17 protein-coding genes are annotated in these 17,508 nt (G+C 45.2%); 2 read left to right on the top strand and 15 right to left on the bottom strand.

The features are described 5' to 3' along the window. Positions 1 to 20: 20 nt before the first annotated feature. The 11 genes from deoC to ubiT form a co-directional block, all read right to left on the bottom strand. On the bottom strand, positions 21 to 797 hold the full coding sequence (deoC, locus tag A6E01_RS02805; protein ID WP_065209507.1) for a deoxyribose-phosphate aldolase: 777 nt from the start codon (positions 795 to 797) through the stop codon (positions 21 to 23). A 370-nt stretch (positions 798 to 1,167) separates the two neighbouring features. Then, positions 1,168 to 1,338: a XapX domain-containing protein gene (locus A6E01_RS02800; RefSeq protein ID WP_017028884.1), complete on the bottom strand. Its 171-nt coding sequence runs from the start codon at positions 1,336 to 1,338 to the stop codon at positions 1,168 to 1,170. 188 nt (positions 1,339 to 1,526) lie between these two features. Next, positions 1,527 to 2,771 carry a NupC/NupG family nucleoside CNT transporter gene (locus A6E01_RS02795; RefSeq protein WP_065209506.1) on the bottom strand — a complete coding sequence of 415 codons (1,245 nt, stop codon included), beginning with the start codon at positions 2,769 to 2,771 and terminating at the stop codon, positions 1,527 to 1,529. Positions 2,772 to 2,973: 202 nt separating this feature from the next. Then, the gene (locus A6E01_RS02790; RefSeq protein WP_065209505.1) at positions 2,974 to 3,747 is read right to left on the bottom strand and encodes a TatD family hydrolase; all 774 of its coding nucleotides are present in this window, start codon (positions 3,745 to 3,747) and stop codon (positions 2,974 to 2,976) included. Positions 3,748 to 3,842: 95 nt separating this feature from the next. Further along, positions 3,843 to 5,432 carry a peptide chain release factor 3 gene (gene prfC / locus A6E01_RS02785; protein ID WP_065209504.1) on the bottom strand — a complete coding sequence of 530 codons (1,590 nt, stop codon included), beginning with the start codon at positions 5,430 to 5,432 and terminating at the stop codon, positions 3,843 to 3,845. Positions 5,433 to 5,561: 129 nt separating this feature from the next. Further along, on the bottom strand, positions 5,562 to 6,545 hold the full coding sequence (locus tag A6E01_RS02780; protein WP_065209503.1) for an FAD-binding oxidoreductase: 984 nt from the start codon (positions 6,543 to 6,545) through the stop codon (positions 5,562 to 5,564). Between the two features lie 67 nt (positions 6,546 to 6,612). Further along, positions 6,613 to 8,274, bottom strand: a complete 1,662-nt coding sequence (hcp, locus tag A6E01_RS02775) for a hydroxylamine reductase (protein WP_017242904.1) — start codon at positions 8,272 to 8,274, stop codon at positions 6,613 to 6,615. A gap of 267 nt (positions 8,275 to 8,541) precedes the next feature. Continuing rightward, positions 8,542 to 8,985 carry a ribosomal protein S18-alanine N-acetyltransferase gene (gene rimI / locus A6E01_RS02770; RefSeq protein ID WP_065209502.1) on the bottom strand — a complete coding sequence of 148 codons (444 nt, stop codon included), beginning with the start codon at positions 8,983 to 8,985 and terminating at the stop codon, positions 8,542 to 8,544. Then, positions 8,978 to 9,379, bottom strand: coding sequence for a DNA polymerase III subunit psi (locus tag A6E01_RS02765; protein WP_026026187.1), 402 nt, complete (start codon positions 9,377 to 9,379; stop codon positions 8,978 to 8,980). The genes rimI and A6E01_RS02765 overlap by 8 nt, the downstream gene beginning before the upstream one ends. A gap of 7 nt (positions 9,380 to 9,386) precedes the next feature. After that, positions 9,387 to 9,890, bottom strand: coding sequence for a GNAT family N-acetyltransferase (locus tag A6E01_RS02760; protein ID WP_017028892.1), 504 nt, complete (start codon positions 9,888 to 9,890; stop codon positions 9,387 to 9,389). Beyond that, complete coding sequence (gene ubiT / locus A6E01_RS02755) at positions 9,880 to 10,416, bottom strand: ubiquinone anaerobic biosynthesis accessory factor UbiT (RefSeq protein WP_017242906.1); 537 nt, start codon at positions 10,414 to 10,416, stop codon at positions 9,880 to 9,882. Before ubiT ends, A6E01_RS02760 begins: the two co-directional genes overlap by 11 nt. A gap of 193 nt (positions 10,417 to 10,609) precedes the next feature. On the opposite strand from ubiT, the gene ubiU reads away from it, so the two are divergent. Next, on the top strand, positions 10,610 to 11,623 hold the full coding sequence (gene ubiU, locus A6E01_RS02750; RefSeq protein ID WP_065209501.1) for a ubiquinone anaerobic biosynthesis protein UbiU: 1,014 nt from the start codon (positions 10,610 to 10,612) through the stop codon (positions 11,621 to 11,623). A gap of 14 nt (positions 11,624 to 11,637) precedes the next feature. Further along, positions 11,638 to 12,510 (top strand): U32 family peptidase, encoded by an 873-nt coding sequence (locus A6E01_RS02745; RefSeq protein ID WP_017028895.1) that lies wholly within the window; start codon positions 11,638 to 11,640, stop codon positions 12,508 to 12,510. Here A6E01_RS02745 and A6E01_RS02740 read toward each other — a convergent pair. The 4 genes from A6E01_RS02740 to nlpI form a co-directional block, all read right to left on the bottom strand. Then, positions 12,507 to 13,508 carry a LacI family DNA-binding transcriptional regulator gene (locus A6E01_RS02740; RefSeq protein ID WP_371980452.1) on the bottom strand — a complete coding sequence of 334 codons (1,002 nt, stop codon included), beginning with the start codon at positions 13,506 to 13,508 and terminating at the stop codon, positions 12,507 to 12,509. The two genes, A6E01_RS02745 and A6E01_RS02740, sit on opposite strands and share 4 nt — an antisense overlap. Positions 13,509 to 13,533: 25 nt before the next feature. Further along, positions 13,534 to 14,544: a LacI family DNA-binding transcriptional regulator gene (locus tag A6E01_RS02735; RefSeq protein WP_017028897.1), complete on the bottom strand. Its 1,011-nt coding sequence runs from the start codon at positions 14,542 to 14,544 to the stop codon at positions 13,534 to 13,536. A 303-nt stretch (positions 14,545 to 14,847) separates the two neighbouring features. Next, positions 14,848 to 16,149 carry a carbohydrate porin gene (locus A6E01_RS02730; protein WP_065209499.1) on the bottom strand — a complete coding sequence of 434 codons (1,302 nt, stop codon included), beginning with the start codon at positions 16,147 to 16,149 and terminating at the stop codon, positions 14,848 to 14,850. A 440-nt stretch (positions 16,150 to 16,589) separates the two neighbouring features. Beyond that, a complete protein-coding gene (gene nlpI, locus A6E01_RS02725; protein WP_017028899.1) occupies positions 16,590 to 17,501 on the bottom strand; it encodes a lipoprotein NlpI in 912 nt (303 codons plus the stop codon). Between the last annotated feature and the right edge of the window lie 7 nt (positions 17,502 to 17,508).

The raw sequence follows: 17,508 nt of genomic DNA, 5'->3' as shown, positions 1-17,508 counted from the left end.
GCACGAGCCTTCTCAGACAGTTAGTATGCAGCTGGATCTGCTTTCTCGTCTGTCACTTCTAAGGTATTCAGTAGGTTCGTAAGCAGGCTTGAAGCACCAAAGCGGTAGTGACGACTATCAACCCAAGAACCGCCAAGGATATCGTCTGCCATCGCAAGGTATTGCGCTGCGTCTTCAGCAGTACGCACGCCACCAGCAGGCTTAAAGCCTACGGTTTCTGCAACGCCCATATCACGAATTACTTCTAGCATCATGCGAGCGTATTCTGGTGTTGCGTTCACAGGCACTTTACCTGTTGAGGTTTTAATAAAGTCAGCACCTGCTTTAATGCAGATCTCAGAGGCTTGCTTGATCAGTGCTTCTTCTTTTAGCTCACCGGTTTCGATAATCACTTTTAAAAGAATATCGCCACATGCAGCCTTACATTGTTTTACCAACTCAAAGCCCACTTCAGCGTTACCCGCCATCAGCGCGCGGTATGGGAATACCACATCAACTTCATCAGCGCCGTAAGCAACAGCCGCTTTAGTTTCAGCAACAGCGATATCGATATCGTCGTTACCATGAGGGAAGTTAGTTACTGTCGCAATCTTAACATCAGGTGAGCCTTGCTCACGCAATGTCTTCTTCGCAATAGGGACGAAACGAGGGTAGATACACACAGCAGCGGTATTACCCACAGCTGATTTAGCTGCGTGACAAAGATCGATCACCTTCTGATCGGTGTCATCGTCGTTAAGAGTAGTAAGATCCATTAATTTAAGTGCACGCAAAGCTGCAGCTTTCAAATCGCTCATTTTTTTCTCCGAAAAGTTTGAATAGTTTTGGTGGCATTAATTGGAACACTTCCAGTATAGATAGGGTTCCAACAATTGCGCATCCAGACTCAATGAACGGACTTGGTTCCATGAAGACTTGGTGAATTGACCAATTGCTTTCCTTGTCACCGCACGGTTTTTAATCCTAAACCGCTGACCGTTGCATTCTACAACGGATGTAGGTATTTATACTAACCGTACTAAATAACTGGTCATTCTAGCGGGTTAAAATACACGATAACTGAGTTAGAGTTTTTGATTGTAGAATAACTACTTATCGAAAAATTCTGTCTTGTTCTCGAGCATTTTTCCTGCGCTATTTCTGATCACTTACTTAGTGTGATTGGTATTATTGAAAAAACCTTTCTATCAACCATTGATAGAAGTGTCCACCAAGGTATACACCTACGATTCCCATAACACCAGACAATACTGGTGGCGCTGGGATTGGCAGCTTCAAAGCAGAGAACAATATCCCCACCGCAAAGCCTGCAAATACGGCTAGCAAAACTTCATTCATAATGATCATCCATCTTGTTAACTTCGATGCTTATTATAGTGCGAAGTATGATCATTGTTGCATTTATGATGAAAGCAAACGGTTTGCATCTCAAAAAAAAGTGATGAAGTTCTAGCCAGTCGTATGAAAACAAAAACGCCCTAGTGAAACTCTCACTAGGGCGTTTTAAAAGGTTTGTTTCTAGAGCCTTAGAAAGACAAGAAGAAACCAGCGATAGTTGCTGCCATTAGGTTCGATAGAGTACCAGCGACAACCGCTTTGATACCCATACGTGCGATATCACCGCGACGCTTAGGAGCAATACTACCTAGACCACCCAATAGGATAGCGATAGAAGAAAGGTTAGCAAAACCACACAATGCAAAAGAGATGATTGCTTTCGTCTTCTCGCTCAGTACTACCGGAGCTGCTTCACCAAGGTATGGTGCAAAGTTTGCGTATGCTACGAATTCGTTAGCTACAGTCTTAAGACCGATGAACTCACCTGCAACAACTGCTTCACTCCAAGGAACACCGATTAGGAATGCAAGAGGAGCAAATACCCAGCCTAGAAGCATTTCTAGAGTAAGGTTTTCGAAACCAAACCAGCCGCCAACGCCGCCTAGTAGGCCGTTGATTAGCGCGATAAGACCGATGAATGCGATAAGCATTGCACCAACGTTAAGCGCAAGGCTTAGACCAGCAGATGCACCGCCAGCTGCCGCATCGATAACGTTTGCAGGCTTGTCTTCGCCTTCAGCGTTCATGTCTGCAAGTTGGTCGATAGGCTCATCAGTTTCAGGCTTGATGATTTTAGCGAATAGTAGACCACCCGGTGCAGCCATGAATGATGCCGCTACTAGGTATTCAATTGGCACGCCCATTGAAGCGTAACCCGCTAGTACACCACCAGCGATAGAAGCTAGACCACCACACATTACAGCGAATAGCTCAGACTGAGTCATACGAGGAACGAATGGACGTACTACTAGAGGTGCTTCTGTTTGACCAACAAAGATGTTAGCCGCTGCAGACATTGATTCCGCGCGAGAAGTACCTAGAGCTTTCTGAAGGCCACCACCAAGAATGCGGATAACCCACTGCATAACACCCAAGTAGTAAAGTACTGAGATTAGTGCAGAGAAGAAGATTAGTGTTGGTAGAACTTGGAAAGCAAAGATGAAGCCAATGCCGTCTACTGAGAAGTTAACTAAGTTTCCGAAAAGGAAACCAGTACCGTCAGCACCATAGTTAATTACACTTGAAACACCATCTGAAACGCTTTTCAGAAGGTCTTTACCCCAAGGTACGTAAAGTACGAATGCACCCAATGCGAATTGGATTGCAAATGCACCAGCTACGGTACGAACGTTAATTGCTTTACGGTTATCTGATAGTAGTACTGCGATTAAAATCAGTACCAGCATACCTACTATGCTCATAAACAGGCTCATAGTTTATGGCTTCCTTATTCTAAAATGTTCAAAAAAAAGAGTGTAAAAGTGTCTAAAACGTCGGCGATTATACAGTTCAAAAAATAGTAAAACTGGTCACCGGTCACATTTGCGCGAGATTCTATACGCAAACGTTTACCTTAATATTGATCGCGATCACAAAACGAAAATCAAAAATGACATTTGTTGTATCTGAATGAAACTAACGTGAAAAAAGATAAATACTATTTTCCCATATTTTCTCAGATATTATAGAAGAGCTTTCTGGCCGAAGTTCAACTAAGTGATTAAATATTAAGGGAATAAAATGAGGCGAGTTAGGATGATGCTGCTGTCCCGAAATCCTCATATCAGGTGCGTCCGTCTCTAATACAATACTACCTAGAGGCAGCTTTGCTATTGCTTCGCGTGTTTTTTGTGCAGTTGGCCAAGTAATCACACCCCCAACCCCGATTTTTAAGCCTAGATCCACCAACATCTTTGCTTGTTGATAGTTACCGCTAAACCCATGAACAACACCAAGATTATCTCTCTGCCTGCCTTTTAAAGACTCTCGAATATTATGATGTTGCTGAACCGAATGTATAACTAAGGGAAGTTTTAGCTGCTCTGCCAGATCAATCTGAACATTGAACGCAGACAACTGAGTTGAAATAGGAGTATCTATACGCTTATCTAAACCGCACTCTCCGATGGCTGATATATGATCTCGATTTTCAAGAGCTAAAGCACCAAGACGCTCAAGGTCATTATCTAAAGTGTGGTTGTCTATCAGAGGCTGCAGAAAACACGGATGGATGCCAAGACCGATACTGTGCGTATCGCTTGCCAGACCAAGCACATCTTGCCAATTACTTGGCCCCACACTGGGAACAAAGAAGCGAACGATTTTATTCTGGTTGAATAAATCGCAGTATTTATCTTGCTGTGAAGTAAATTCGGGGAAGTCTAAATGGCAGTGCGTGTCGAACCACATAAGTAACCTTCAATCATTGTTCTTCTAATCCTATGTCAAAACTGAAGATCTTGAAGCAAAAAAAAGCCAGTTGCATGCAACTGGCTTTCAAAAGATTAGTGTTCGCGTGTGGCGCGGAACTGAATGTCAGGGAATCGCTCTTGGGCTAGGTTTAAGTTAACCATAGTCGGTGCTACGTATGACAGATTGTCACCACCGTCTAGTGAAAGGTTAGTTTGGTTCTTACGCTTAAACTCTTCTAGCTTCTTAGCATCATCACACTCAACCCAGCGAGCTGTTGCGACGTTTACACCTTCGTAAATCGCTTCTACGTTGTATTCTGCTTTTAGGCGAGCTACAACCACATCAAACTGAAGCACACCTACCGCACCAACAATAAGGTCATTGTTTTGTAGCGGGCGGAATACCTGTACCGCACCCTCTTCAGAAAGCTGAACCAGACCTTTTAGAAGCTGCTTTTGCTTCAATGGATCTTTTAGGCGAATACGGCGGAATAGCTCTGGAGCGAAGTTCGGGATACCGGCAAATTTAAGCGCTTCACCTTGAGTGAAGGTATCGCCAATTTGAATGGTGCCGTGGTTGTGTAAACCAATGATATCACCGGCGTAGGCTTTCTCTGCACGTGCACGATCACCAGCCATAAAGGTCACAGCATCTGAGATACTGACCGTTTTGCCTGTGCGCACGTGATTCATTTTCATGCCTTGCGAGTAAGTACCCGATACAATACGCATGAATGCGATGCGGTCGCGGTGTTTAGGATCCATGTTTGCCTGAATCTTAAATACGAAGCCTGAGAATTTCTCTTCATCAGCAACCACTTTACGCTCGTTTGCTTCGCGCGCTTGCGGGCCTGGAGCCCACTTAGTTAGTCCGTCAAGCATGTGGTCAACACCGAAGTTGCCCAATGCAGTACCGAAGTAAACAGGTGTCAGTTCGCCCGCAAGGAACAGCTCAAGATCAAACTCAGGGCATGCGCCAATCACAAGCTCTATTTCTTCACGCACACTTTCCGCTAGGTCTTCGCCTACCGCTACATCTAGCTCAGGGTTATCAAGCCCTTTAATGATGCGAACTTCTTGGATTTCATGACCGTGGCCAGATTCATACAAGATGGTTTCATCACGGTGAATATGGTAAACACCCTTAAACTCTTTACCACAACCGATTGGCCAAGAGATAGGCGCACACGCCATTTTCAGTTCGCTTTCCACTTCATCCAGAACTTCCATTGGGTCACGAACATCACGGTCCAATTTGTTCATGAAGGTAACGATTGGCGTATCACGCAGGCGCGTCACTTCCATTAGTTTACGAGTACGATCCTCGACACCTTTCGCTGCATCGATAACCATCAAACAGGAGTCTACTGCGGTTAGAGTACGGTAGGTATCTTCCGAGAAGTCTTCGTGTCCTGGAGTATCTAGAAGGTTCACTAGACAGTCGTTGTATGGAAACTGCATTACAGAGGTGGTTACCGAGATGCCACGCTCCTTCTCCATCTCCATCCAGTCAGATTTTGCGTGTTGGTTCGAGCCACGACCTTTTACCGTACCTGCTTTTTGGATCGCGTTTCCGAATAATAGAACTTTTTCGGTAATGGTTGTCTTACCCGCATCCGGGTGAGAGATAATCGCAAACGTACGGCGCTTGCTCACTTCTTGCTGAAATGGACTATTTGTCATGTTCGAATTCTTTAGTTGGTGCACTGGCGAAAATTGGCGCTATTTTCGCTGATTCTGCGCCATTTCACAATCTATCTATGGAATAAAGGCCCAACCTTAGGTTGAGCCTTAGTAATAACAGCAAGTTAATCAGCCAATTTCAACAAACATATCGTCGTTAACTTGGCTCGTACAGGCAAGAAAATAACCTTGCTCTACGTCTTCCTCACTAAGAGGCCCAGTGGTAGAGCTCACTACTTTGTCTTTATCACCCTTACAACGACAGCTTCCACATACACCGGCACGACAAGCGGCAAAGATAGGTAAGCCCTCTTTCTCTAGCGCCTCAAGCACAGTTTCATCATCAGAGATGGCCACTTCTGTGCCATTGACACTTAACGTGTGAGACTGTTCACCCGAACCTGTAGCCACTTTTTCGATGGCTCCGTGAAACTGCTCGTGATGCACTTGGTCAGCATTCACCCCTAATGCATCAAACCATGTTTTCGCCGATTGCATGTAAGCCTCAGGCCCGCACATTAATACAGTGCGAGAGGAAATATCACTGACTTGTAATTGCAGAAGCTCTTGCGATAAGCGCCCATGGTACTGACCTAGTTCATCATCACGGCTTACCGCCCAAATCAATTTTAAATTTGTATACTGCTTTGCAAGCGCTTCTAGCTCTTGCACATAGATGCGATCACTTGGGGTACTAGCACTGTGAACAAACACAATATCCGCATCTGGATTTTGCGCTAATCGAGCCTGCAACATTGAATAAAGCGGCGTGATCCCGCAGCCCGCACTTAGCATCAATAATGACTGTTCATCCACTAACTGAATAGTAAAGTCACCGGCTGCACTGCCGCTACGTAAGCTGTGGCCAACAGAAAAACTGTCCGCAAGATAGTTCGATACTAGCCCACCCTCTACGCGCTTGATCGTTAGACTGCAGTGTTTCTCACCCGGCATGGAGGCCAGTGAATAACAGCGCTGATGGGTCTCTCCCTCAATATCCACTTCAAGAGGCAAGAATTGCCCTGGAATAAAATCAATATCACCACTGGTTTCAAACCAATAAGTCGTTACATCGGAGGTGTCTTGGCGAATGTCTGTACAGGTCAGTTGCATCTTTAAAACTCATAGTTAGCAGTCAAAAAAAGAGGAGCCAAGCTCCTCTATGGGGTTCAAGCTTGGATTAACCTAGGATATCAGCAAGATCTTGCTCAACCGTAGTGATCAAGCGAAGGCCCGTTTGCTCATTAAGATGATTAAGTAGGTTCTCAGTTAAGAATGCTGGCGCGGTAGGACCTACGCGGATATCTTTAATACCCAGAGCTAATAGAGTCAGCAATATGGCAATCGCCTTTTGCTCAAACCAAGACAGAATCAACGACAGAGGCAATTCGTTTACACCACACTCAAACGTATCAGCCAAAGCCAGTGCTAACTGAATTGCAGAGTAAGCGTCGTTACATTGGCCCACATCCAATAGACGCGGAATACCATTCACGTCGCCAAACTCTAGGTCGTTAAACTTAAACTTACCGCATGCAAGAGTCAGGATCAGCGTATCTTGAGGCGCTGCTTTGGTGAACTCTGTAAAGTAGTTACGCTCTTTTTTATCACCATCACACCCGCCAACTAGGAAGAAGTGACGGATATTGCCCGCTTTCACTTGCTCGATGACGGCAGGTGCTGCTTCCATTAATGCGTTATGAGCAAAACCTGTGGTCGTGTACAGCGGGATCTCGTCAAACTTGAAGCCTTCACACTCCAGCGCTTTCTCAATCACAGCAGAGAAATCATGCCCTGTGTGATGCTCAACACCAGGCCAGCCTACGATATTACGAGTGAACATACGATCCGCATAACCATTGGTTTCTGGGTTGATCAGACAGTTAGATGTCATCACGATTGCGCCAGGGAAGTTCGCAAATTCTTTTTGCTGGTTTTGCCAAGCACTGCCGTAGTTACCGACTAGATGCGGGTGTTTGCCACCCAGTTCAGGATATGCGTGCGCAGGCAGCATCTCACCGTGGGTATACACGTTGATGCCCTTGTCTTTGGTTTGCTCAAGGATGTATTTCAGGTCAATAAGGTCGTGACCTGATACCAAGATCGCCTTACCTGCGATGGGCTTCATGTTCACTTTAGTAGGAACAGGGTGTCCAAAGGCCTCAGTTTCGCCGGTATCTAGCATTTTCATTACGCTGTAGTTCAAATGACCACATGCCATAGCAAGCTCAAGAAGCTCATTCATTTCACTTGGGTTCTCACCAAGGCGAGCCATAATGCGGTGGAACTCAGCGTACACTTCGTCATTTTGCTGACCAAGGATACGTGCGTGCTCCATATAAGCGGCAACACCCTTTAGGCCATATAGGGCAAGTAGACGCAGACCTAAGATATCTTCACCCACTTCACTCACATCGTGGTTCAGCGCAGTATCCGTTGCTTTGCTTAGTAAGGTGACTTTTTCGGCTTCAATGGTGAATTGCGCAGCACCTTCAAGCACTTTAGGCTCAACGTTTTGCAGCACACATGCCGCCTCGTAAGCCGCTTTTAGCTTAGCTTTGTAAGAAAGCGCTTGTTCTGTGTATTCAATCAAACGTGCATCATCGAAGTTCACGTTGGTCAAGGTTGCAAAGAATGCTTGTGGCACGTACGCATCTGCTTCTGAGTCTACAACACCTAGATCGCGCGCTGCGTTGGCGTACGCGCTCACACCTTGAAGGATGTAAATCAATACGTCTTGTAGATCAGAAATCTCTGCTGTTTTACCACACATACCCATGGCGTATTGGCAGCCATTGGCAACTGGAGTTTGCATTGTTTGCTCACATTGAATACAGAACATTTCGCCTTCCCTTAAATGATATTTAAAATATATGTTATGAGTGGCAAATATTAGTATTTCATCATCCTTTAAAGAAGCATTTTAATTGCAACTTAATGCCTAGCTGATCTAGATCAATAAAAACCAGTGGTGAATGAGAAGCAGTTGCATTTGTTAGGCGTGGCGGGCAAAAATCAGGCAGAACTATCCTAGGTCCACGCAAAGTAACGATGAATAAAGGATAAAAAAAATCGCTACTGACTTAAGCCGTAGCGATTCTTAGGAAGATTAGAGGCAGAGATAACTCATAATGATCGCATCTTCACGACCACCAGCTGCTGGGTAATAGTTGTTGCGTCTATCGACTTCATTAAAGCCAGCGCTAAGGTATAGCGATTGAGCTATTTGGTTTGATTCACGTACCTCAAGCCAAATACTATCAATCCCCTTTTGCTCACACATTTCAATAAAGCCCTCAACCAGCTTGCTACCCAGCCCTTGACCTTGGCACTGCGGGTCTATCGCGACATTAAGTAAAGTCACTTCACCGACAATATTCTGCGCATAAAAATAACCGACAACTTGATCATCTTGGACAAAAGCAAAGTGCATAGCCCCGCGACTGGCAAGATCGTCAATCATAGAGCGTTTCCAGGGATGAGAGTGTGCTTTAGATTCTATCTGCCACACCTTCTCTAGGTGCGATGGCGCTAACGGGACAAGATCAGGCATTGGCTTGTATTTGATTCCATAGTTGACGACGGTTTTGGTTGTGACCATCTATCTCAGAGAGTGCTGGAGATGCGATAACTTTAACGCCGTCGAGTGGCTGCGATGCACAATCACTGAACCAAAGCCATTGCAGGGAATGCGCACCCAACTGCTGAAGTTGATTAGGATAAAGATGTCGGCAATTGCTAAGATCTAACTTCATCGCCTTCAATACTTTTTGTAGAAATTCAGCGTAGTGCCCAGAAGGCACTTGAGGTGACACAAACAATAGCTTCACCGAGTCCTCAAGTGAGATCTCAGGTTGTTGATAGCCTTGAAGTTTCTCAGGGTGGGCAAGATGCCACTCCTGAATGTCCATTTCAGCTAAAAATGCAGAGGAGTTGTTTGATTTCAATGGAGCCTCAGAATTGATCAAATTCTTCACAGTATTCAATAAGACCAGAAAGGCCATCGAAGCTTTCGCCGGTCAGATCTAATACCTGAAAAACACCGACAGGTAGATCCCATTGACAACGAAAGCGGTTCTTTTCAGCACACGAGAAACCGAAGCGAGAGTAGTATTCAGGTTCACCTAATACAACACAGGCAGAGTAGCCAAACTCCAACAATGAATCCAGACCTTCTTTGATCATCTTCTCAGCAATGCCCTGATTACGGTAATCTTCGTGCACGGCTACAGGCGCTAATCCCTGCCAACCATAATCATTACCAGAAAGGGTTACCGGTGAGAACTGAGCACAACCGATCACTTTCCCTTCGTCATCGCTTGCCACAATACTTAGGGTGATTTTGCCATTCTCTCTAAGGCTGTTAACCAACTTTGATTCAGCATCTGTTGGGAAAGCGTGCTCTAAAAGAGCGAGAATTCCAAGATTGTCCGCAGGCGCTTCCGTTCTAATAAGCATTTTCAGTCTCTCTCATCGAGTTTGATGATAATTCAGTTGAGGTCTGAACGCCTTTAGAAACGAATGTTGCTAATTGCTCCAAGCCAACTCTCACTGTTTTTGGTAGTGCATCTAGGTCAACACTGTCCATTAGGTTCTTAACTTCTAACCCTAGTTCAGTATCACCTTCAATGCTTAAGCGACGTTGGAAAAACAAGGTATCAGGGTCTTCTTTTCTTCCTGCGATGAGAACCAGATCATTCAATGAGCCACTAAAGCTAACATGATGTTCCGTTTGTTCAGTATTGACCAATAGCTGTCCGTCATCACAACTGATGAACCAGCTAAGATCCATATCGCTAACAGAAACCTTCAGCCACTTGCCCTCGAGAAATTCAAAATCGCCATCTTCCAATGCTTCTTTAAAAGCAAGTTTGAGGCCTTCTAATAGGGTCATACTTTGAATCTTTGCTGGCATTAATTTGGCAGGAACACGAAAAATGGTCGCGGCATTTGCGACTAATTGTTGTCTAACTTTCTCAAGCACGATTACTACTCTCATCCATAGTTTGGTGCTCATCATACTGAATTGCGCAAATAAATGAACTGAGTTTGGTCAAACTACTACATAGCGCGATTAAAAATCATACAGGCGAATAACAAAACTGCCCCATATCAATTACCGACTCATCACCTGTAGATAAACTGCTTCACTATTTGCTCAGTAAATTATCAGAATTATGGAACTACTCTGCCCCGCGGGTAATCTACCTGCACTGAAAACAGCCATTGATTGTGGCGCGGATGCGGTTTATGTCGGCTTTAAAGACGATACTAATGCCCGTCACTTCGCTGGTTTAAACTTCAACGGTAAAAAATTCGAGAAAGCGGTGCAGTATGTGCACAACGCCAACAAGAAAATTCATGTGGCATTAAATACCTTTGCTCAGCCATCAGGGTTTGAGCGATGGACCAATGCTGTGGATATGGCAGCGCAAAATGGCATTGATGCCCTCATTGTGGCCGATATTGCCGTATTAGAATACGCCGCAAGACGCTACCCAGAGCTTGAGCTTCATCTGTCAGTTCAAGCATCCGCGACCAACGTCGCCGCGGTTGATTATTACCACAGTAACTTCAACATTAAGCGTGTAGTTCTGCCACGAGTGCTATCCATTCACCAGGTTAAACAGCTTTCTAGAAATCTTACCTCTGATGTGGAACTGGAAGTCTTTGCCTTTGGCAGCCTATGTATCATGTCTGAAGGTCGCTGTTACCTGTCTTCTTACCTGACAGGGGAATCCCCAAACACCGTTGGCGCATGCTCTCCAGCTAAATATGTTCGCTGGCAAGAAACCGATTCTGGCCTTGAATCTAGACTGAACGAGATCCTAATTGATCGCTATGCTCAAGGTGAAAATGCGGGCTACCCAACCCTATGTAAGGGACGCTTCAATGCCACTGTTGAGGGTGAAAACAAGCTCTACCATGCTCTAGAAGAGCCCACTAGTTTAAACACCTTGTCCCTATTGCCTGAGCTATTTGCCGCCAATGTGGCATCCGTGAAAATTGAAGGTCGCCAACGCAGCCCCGCTTACGTTGAGCAGGTGACTCGTACCTGGCGCGCAGCGATTGATGCCTATCAGCGAGATCCAGAAAACTATCAGGTACAGCCTGAATGGGACAAAGCACTGGCCAACGTATCAGAGGGAACCCAAACCACCCTCGGCGCATATCATCGCAAATGGCAATAGTAGGAGATATTAATATGAAGTATTCATTAGGGCCTCTACTCTACTTTTGGCCAAAACAAGATGTAGAAAGCTTTTATCAGCAAGCAAAACAATCTAATGCTGATGTCATTTACCTGGGTGAGTCAGTGTGCTCGAAACGCAGAGAAGTGAAACCAAAGCATTGGTTTGATATCGCCAAAGATCTTGCTGATTCAGGTAAGCAAGTGGTGCTCTCCACCATGGCGTTACTTGAAGCACCGAGTGAGGTGAACATCATGAAGAAGTACATCGATAACGGTGACTTCGCCATTGAAGCCAATGACGTCTCTGCTATTCAACTGGCCAACGAAAAAGGCGTGCCCTTTGTTGTAGGGCCTGCGGTTAATACCTACAACGCGCATACGCTCAATTTATTCCTTAAACAGGGAATGATTCGTTGGTGTATGCCGGTAGAGTTGTCTCGTGATTGGCTATCCAATACCTTGAACCAGTGTGATGAGATTGGTATTCGCAATAAGTTCGAGGTTGAAGTATTTAGTCACGGCTATTTACCTCTGGCCTACTCCGCACGCTGCTTTACCGCTCGCGCAGAAAACAAGGCAAAAGATGACTGTGAGACCTGCTGCATTAAGTACCCTACTGGTCTTAAAGTGGACAGCCAAGAAGGCCAGACTGTTTTTAATTTAAACGGAATCCAAACTCAGTCAGGCTATTGCTACAACCTAGGGAACGACATTCCATCAATGCAAGGATTGGTTGATGTGGTTCGTTTGAGTCCGCTTGGGGTAGATACCTTTACGCATCTTGATGCCTTCAAGGCGAATGAAGCGGGTGAAAGCCCGATTATCATTGAAGATCGCCAGTGTAATGGTTACTGGCATCAAATTGCAGGACTTGAACTACGTTAAGTCGATTGGCGAACTAGCAGTTCTATAGGGGGAAGTCGCGGTGTCAGCGGCTTCCCTATCTCTAAGATGCGGATCATAGACTCGGCGCATACTGCCCCGATCTCTTCTATGGGTTGCCTCATCGTTGTCAACGACGGCGTGAAATATCGCGAAGTGGCGAGATCATCAAAACCGATTACCGCTACATCTTCTGGTACTCTTAACCCTCTATCATGCAGCGCTTTAATTGCGCCATACGCAGTTTGATCATTGCCAGCAAAAATAGCTGTAAACGGCACTTTAGAATCAAGCAATTCAATGGTGTTTTGATACCCTGACTCACTGTTGAAGTCGCCTTGTTTAATTAACTGGGGTTTGATGTCCAGTCCCGCTTCCCTAAGCGCATGCTTGTACCCTTCAAAGCGTGCAGCCCCATCAGGCTGCTCCTGTATTCCTTTGATATGAGCAATTTGGGTGTGGCCCTTTTGCAATAAATGCAGGGTTGCCATGTAGCCACCAATAGAGTTATCGATACTCAATGAATGCACATTTTCGCCGGAGAGTTGGTATCCAACGGCAATAACAGGCAGTGATTTGGCATAATCCATGATTTGTTGCGGTTTAAGGTTACCGGTCACGATAACAACACCATCAACATCACTCTTCTTAAGATACTCTAAGGCATGCAATTGGCTTTTAGGTTGCCAATGACCTGCTGCAATTAAGATTGAATAGCCACAGGCAATGAGCACTTTTTCCATATCTTCAATGATGCGGGTCGTGTGCGGGCTTTCGGGGTTTTGAACCAGAACGCCTATGGTTCTGCTCTTATTTAATCTCTCATTACATTTTGCTACGCGAGCGCGATAGCCTGTCTGACGAATGGCCTCAAGAATATCTCTCTTTTTGTTATCCGCAATATAGGTGGTTTGGTTTAAAAACCGAGATACTGTGCTTGCGGAAACACCCGCAACTTCAGCAACTTGCTGAACAGTAACCTTCTTATTTGCTTTAGACATATCCATGACTCTCCGCAAATCCTTATTAAGAAGTCACGAGCTGCATATCAGTGACGGATTCACGTATCACCAACGCAGGAAGCAAGCGAAACCTCACCTGTGTTTTGCTCTTATTCAGTTTTTGGAACATCAGCTCCACCGCTTCCATACACATTTCCTTAATAGGAAAGCTGACGGTAGTCAGTGCTGGCGTAAGGTAGCGTGCAAAATTGACGTTATCAAAGCCAATCAATGAAATATCGTCGGGTACAGAAAAGCCTTGTTCTCGCAGGGTTTCATACGCGCCAAACGCCATGTGGTCATTACATGCAAACACAGCCGTGAACTCACGCTCTCGACGTAGCAGCTTTGCCATGACCGTATTACCTGAAGTCTCGGTATATCCCCCTTCACACACCAACATTTCGTCATACGGAATATCCGCTTCTTCAAGTGCTCTGCGATAACCCAATAAACGAGCTCTAGCATCCGCCTCTGATAAAGGGCCGGAGATACAGGCAATGGATGTATGCCCTTGCTTGATGAGGTGCTGCGTGGCGATACGTCCCCCCAGTTCATTGTCAATGTTGATGCAACTGCGAGGCATTTCAGGGATTGTACGATTGAGAACCACTAAAGGGACACCTTGATCTTCTAGATTGATCAAATAGTCATCGGTAAGGTTCGGTGTGAGTAGAATGATCCCGTCGACTCTTCTTCCCAGCAGGAACTCAATGGATTCTTTTTGGTAGTGCTCTGAGGATTGGCCTGACGTGACCACGGTGTGATAACCATAGCGACTAAGAGTGCTTTCAATGTTGTTAAGGATCTCGGAATAGAAAGGGCCACCCAATTCAGGAACAATGATCCCAATGCTGCCTGTACGCGTGTTGCTTGGGGTGCGGCCAAAGGCACTCAGTTTGTATCCAAGTTCTCGGATCGCCTTTTCGACCTTCAATTTTTTAGTGTGACTAACCCGTGTTGTGCCGTTGACGACACGAGATACTGTTGCTTGAGACACTCCGGCCAGCTCTGATACATCCTTAATTGTTGCCACTTTTACCCCCAACTAAAAAGAAAGCGCTTTCTTGGATTGGGACAATATCAATGAAGTGACATAAAATTAAGGAAGAGGATCACAGGCTTAAGATCTAGACTAAAACGATCTCTAGAAGTTTGACCCGCATAACGCTTTCTGGAACAAAAATAGTGATCAGGCTAAAGGTAGAGGGAGTTCAAATAACGAAAAGTGGGCACTTACGTGCCCCAACCGACGGGAGTTATTTTGTCGAAAAATGGCCCCTTCAAGGGAAAAGGGGCCAATTGAAGAACTTACATCAAATTAACAGTTAGCTAGTGCTTACCACCATGCTTCGAACATAGCACCAACAGTTAGAGTGTCTGGGTTGCTAGTTTGGTACGAACCGTCTGTGTTTTGACCAATGTACTCATTGTCAGCTTCACCCACTGTTGCGTAGAAGCGAAGCATTGGGCGAGACCAAGTCATTCCGCCGATTGCGATGTTTTGAGATAGCGTTACTTTCCAAGAAGAGTTAGTCGCATCGATATCATCGTAGTCAACTACGTTATAGCCACCTTCCAACCATGTAGAATGAACGTCGTTCCATTGGTATGTTGGACGAACGATGATGTTGTATTGAGCACGATCTTCTACTGCATCACCCTCTATAGATTGGTAAGACGTTAAGTATTGAATGCCAGCATTGTCTGTTAGACCTACGCCACCACTAAAGCTAAATAGCAATGCAGATTGGTCTTCAGCTAGGTCAAATACGCTGTCTACAGCATTGTCTGCGTAGCGAACAACGAACTTTTGACCAGAGAAATTCGCTTCAGCAGCTACTTGGTATGCGTTGTCTGCAGTAGTATCTTTAGGATCGCTATCAAGTTTCTCAGACTTGAAACCGTAGTTTGCGTAGAATGCTAGGTCTAAACCACCGAAGTTCATACCGTGGATCTTAGAAGTCACAGCGTAGCGACCATTATCACCTACCATGTCGCCTTCTACTTGGCCAACTGCAGCCAAGTCTAGCTTGATGCCGCCAAGGTTCAGGTTGTAGAAACCAGCACCTTGTGAATCGTGCGTCATCCAGAAGTAATCATCGATATCTGTTTGTGGACGTTGGTGGAAGTCACGACCTGCCCAGATGTATAGCTCTGGCTGTGATTCGAATACGTTAGACGCACCAGCGTACATTTTCTTAACGTTTACACCGCCATCGTCAGCCCAAGAAGCATCAGCCCAATGGTCGATCATGAATACTAGGTCCCAAACTGCACCTGCGTCACTTTCAAAAGAACGAGAGAACTGGAACTCACCGCCGTTTTGTTCGTTACCTAGACGACCGGTTTTGTTACCACCACCGATACCACCAGCAGTACCTACGTAAAGTGAATCACCGCTTTGGTAACCAGCACCGTAGCGAGCGTAACCAGAGAATACGATACCAAGAGGAAGTTCGGTTTGGGCGTTGTCTACAGCAGTACCTTGTACATCAGCGAATTCACCACCAACACGAGCTTCAAGCTCAGCAAGGCGCGCTTCCATCGCATCGATGTCGTGGTTGTCAGCGAATGCACCAGCAGAAGCTAGCGTACCAGCCACGGCTAGGGATAGAGGTAAGAGTTTAAAAAGTTTCATGTTATTTCCTAGTTTTGTTATAGGTTTTATGTCCACGAAACAAATGTTATCTAATGAAAGAGATGAAAGTTCAGCGATGCCTCACAATGAATGATGGATAAGAATCCCATGAAATATTCACAGCTTATATGAAACGCACAGCATCAATAAATACAATGAGTTAACAGTAAAAGAAACATTAGCCAATCTTTGAGAAAGCGGTTTCATTTCATGGAATAGCGGAAAATGGTCACAAAAATATCAGGGAAGGAAATGAGTTTTTGATGGATTTCTTTCATAACTTTCACGTTTTTGAAATTTATGAAAGAAATGAAAGCTATAACGCTGATGAATTGAACAATAACTAGGGTGATGGGAGTAAAAACAAAAAATACCGTCTCAATGAGAACGGTATTTATAAGAGTCTAGAGACTAAGGTAAGTTCAATAAAATGACATTAATTATTCACTTTCCTGCGAAGCTTCCTCTAGTTGCTGTTTTCGCTCGGCGCGAATATCAGAGAAAATATTGCCTAGCTCGAGGAATGCGTATCTATGTTCCACATACTCATAGACATTCAAGCTCAAAGAGAGCTTGTACAAGCTAACTGCTTCAGCATACTCACCAGCCAGTTGGTGCCTCTTCGCGAGATAGAAATAGGCCTCAGTTAATCGCTGAGCTAAGGTTAGGTTGTCTTTCGCGCCTGCCGCGATTTCCATGAAGGCATCATCTTCCGGTACTTCATCCAGCATCAAACCCACCAGGACCCAGCCCCACTGTTGGTCTCGATTCGCGTAGCTGGTACTCAGTTTCTCGAGCGCTTGCTGCTGATTGGTTTCATGCTCAACGATATACAACCATAATGCGCGAAACGGGTCACTTGGGTCATCATTGTAGTGACGAGTCATTTCCTCTAGAGCTAAATCTACTCTTTCACCGTAATAGAGCGCTATCGCCCTGTTACGCTCTGCATACTGATTATTAGGGTCTAACTCCAACGTGGAATCAAACGCCTCATAGGCTGCGTCATACTGCCCTACCTGGGTAAAATAAACGCCAAGCAAGTTGAAGATATCCGGTTGAGCCGGATTAATCGATAAGCTTTGATTGAAGTCGTAACGAGCCAACTCTCGTAGCCCTAGGCTATCGTAGTAAACACCACGCTGAAAATGCAGCTCAGCCCTTTCTTGATCATTAATATCACTGCGCAGTAGCAGTTGCGTTGTTCGCGCAATCTGTACTTCTTGTTGGATTGAAGGCTGTAGAGGAACGGCCATTGGTGGCGGCGCCCATTGTTGACTTTGACCGCCAATGCTTGAACAGCCGGACATCATCAGTACTACACCCGCTATCAGCACACTAAACCATTTCACGAAATAC

Source organism: Vibrio breoganii (assembly GCF_001677275.1).
Lineage (GTDB): Bacteria > Pseudomonadota > Gammaproteobacteria > Enterobacterales > Vibrionaceae > Vibrio > Vibrio breoganii.
The sequence above is the reverse complement of the archived record's forward strand: the minus strand, read 5'-3'. Positions and strand labels throughout refer to the sequence as shown.

Coding starts and splice junctions, on each gene's coding strand:
- A6E01_RS02795 (WP_065209506.1), bottom strand. CDS start 2,771: ATGAGCCTGTTTATGAGCATAGTAGGTATGCTGGTACTGATTTTAATC.
- ubiU (WP_065209501.1), top strand. CDS start 10,610: ATGGAACTACTCTGCCCCGCGGGTAATCTACCTGCACTGAAAACAGCC.
- A6E01_RS02780 (WP_065209503.1), bottom strand. CDS start 6,545: ATGCAACTGACCTGTACAGACATTCGCCAAGACACCTCCGATGTAACG.
- rimI (WP_065209502.1), bottom strand. CDS start 8,985: ATGCCTGATCTTGTCCCGTTAGCGCCATCGCACCTAGAGAAGGTGTGG.
- A6E01_RS02790 (WP_065209505.1), bottom strand. CDS start 3,747: ATGTGGTTCGACACGCACTGCCATTTAGACTTCCCCGAATTTACTTCA.
- A6E01_RS02745 (WP_017028895.1), top strand. CDS start 11,638: ATGAAGTATTCATTAGGGCCTCTACTCTACTTTTGGCCAAAACAAGAT.
- A6E01_RS02760 (WP_017028892.1), bottom strand. CDS start 9,890: ATGCTTATTAGAACGGAAGCGCCTGCGGACAATCTTGGAATTCTCGCT.
- A6E01_RS02800 (WP_017028884.1), bottom strand. CDS start 1,338: ATGAATGAAGTTTTGCTAGCCGTATTTGCAGGCTTTGCGGTGGGGATA.
- hcp (WP_017242904.1), bottom strand. CDS start 8,274: ATGTTCTGTATTCAATGTGAGCAAACAATGCAAACTCCAGTTGCCAAT.
- A6E01_RS02730 (WP_065209499.1), bottom strand. CDS start 16,149: ATGAAACTTTTTAAACTCTTACCTCTATCCCTAGCCGTGGCTGGTACG.
- prfC (WP_065209504.1), bottom strand. CDS start 5,432: ATGACAAATAGTCCATTTCAGCAAGAAGTGAGCAAGCGCCGTACGTTT.
- A6E01_RS02740 (WP_371980452.1), bottom strand. CDS start 13,508: ATGTCTAAAGCAAATAAGAAGGTTACTGTTCAGCAAGTTGCTGAAGTT.
- deoC (WP_065209507.1), bottom strand. CDS start 797: ATGAGCGATTTGAAAGCTGCAGCTTTGCGTGCACTTAAATTAATGGAT.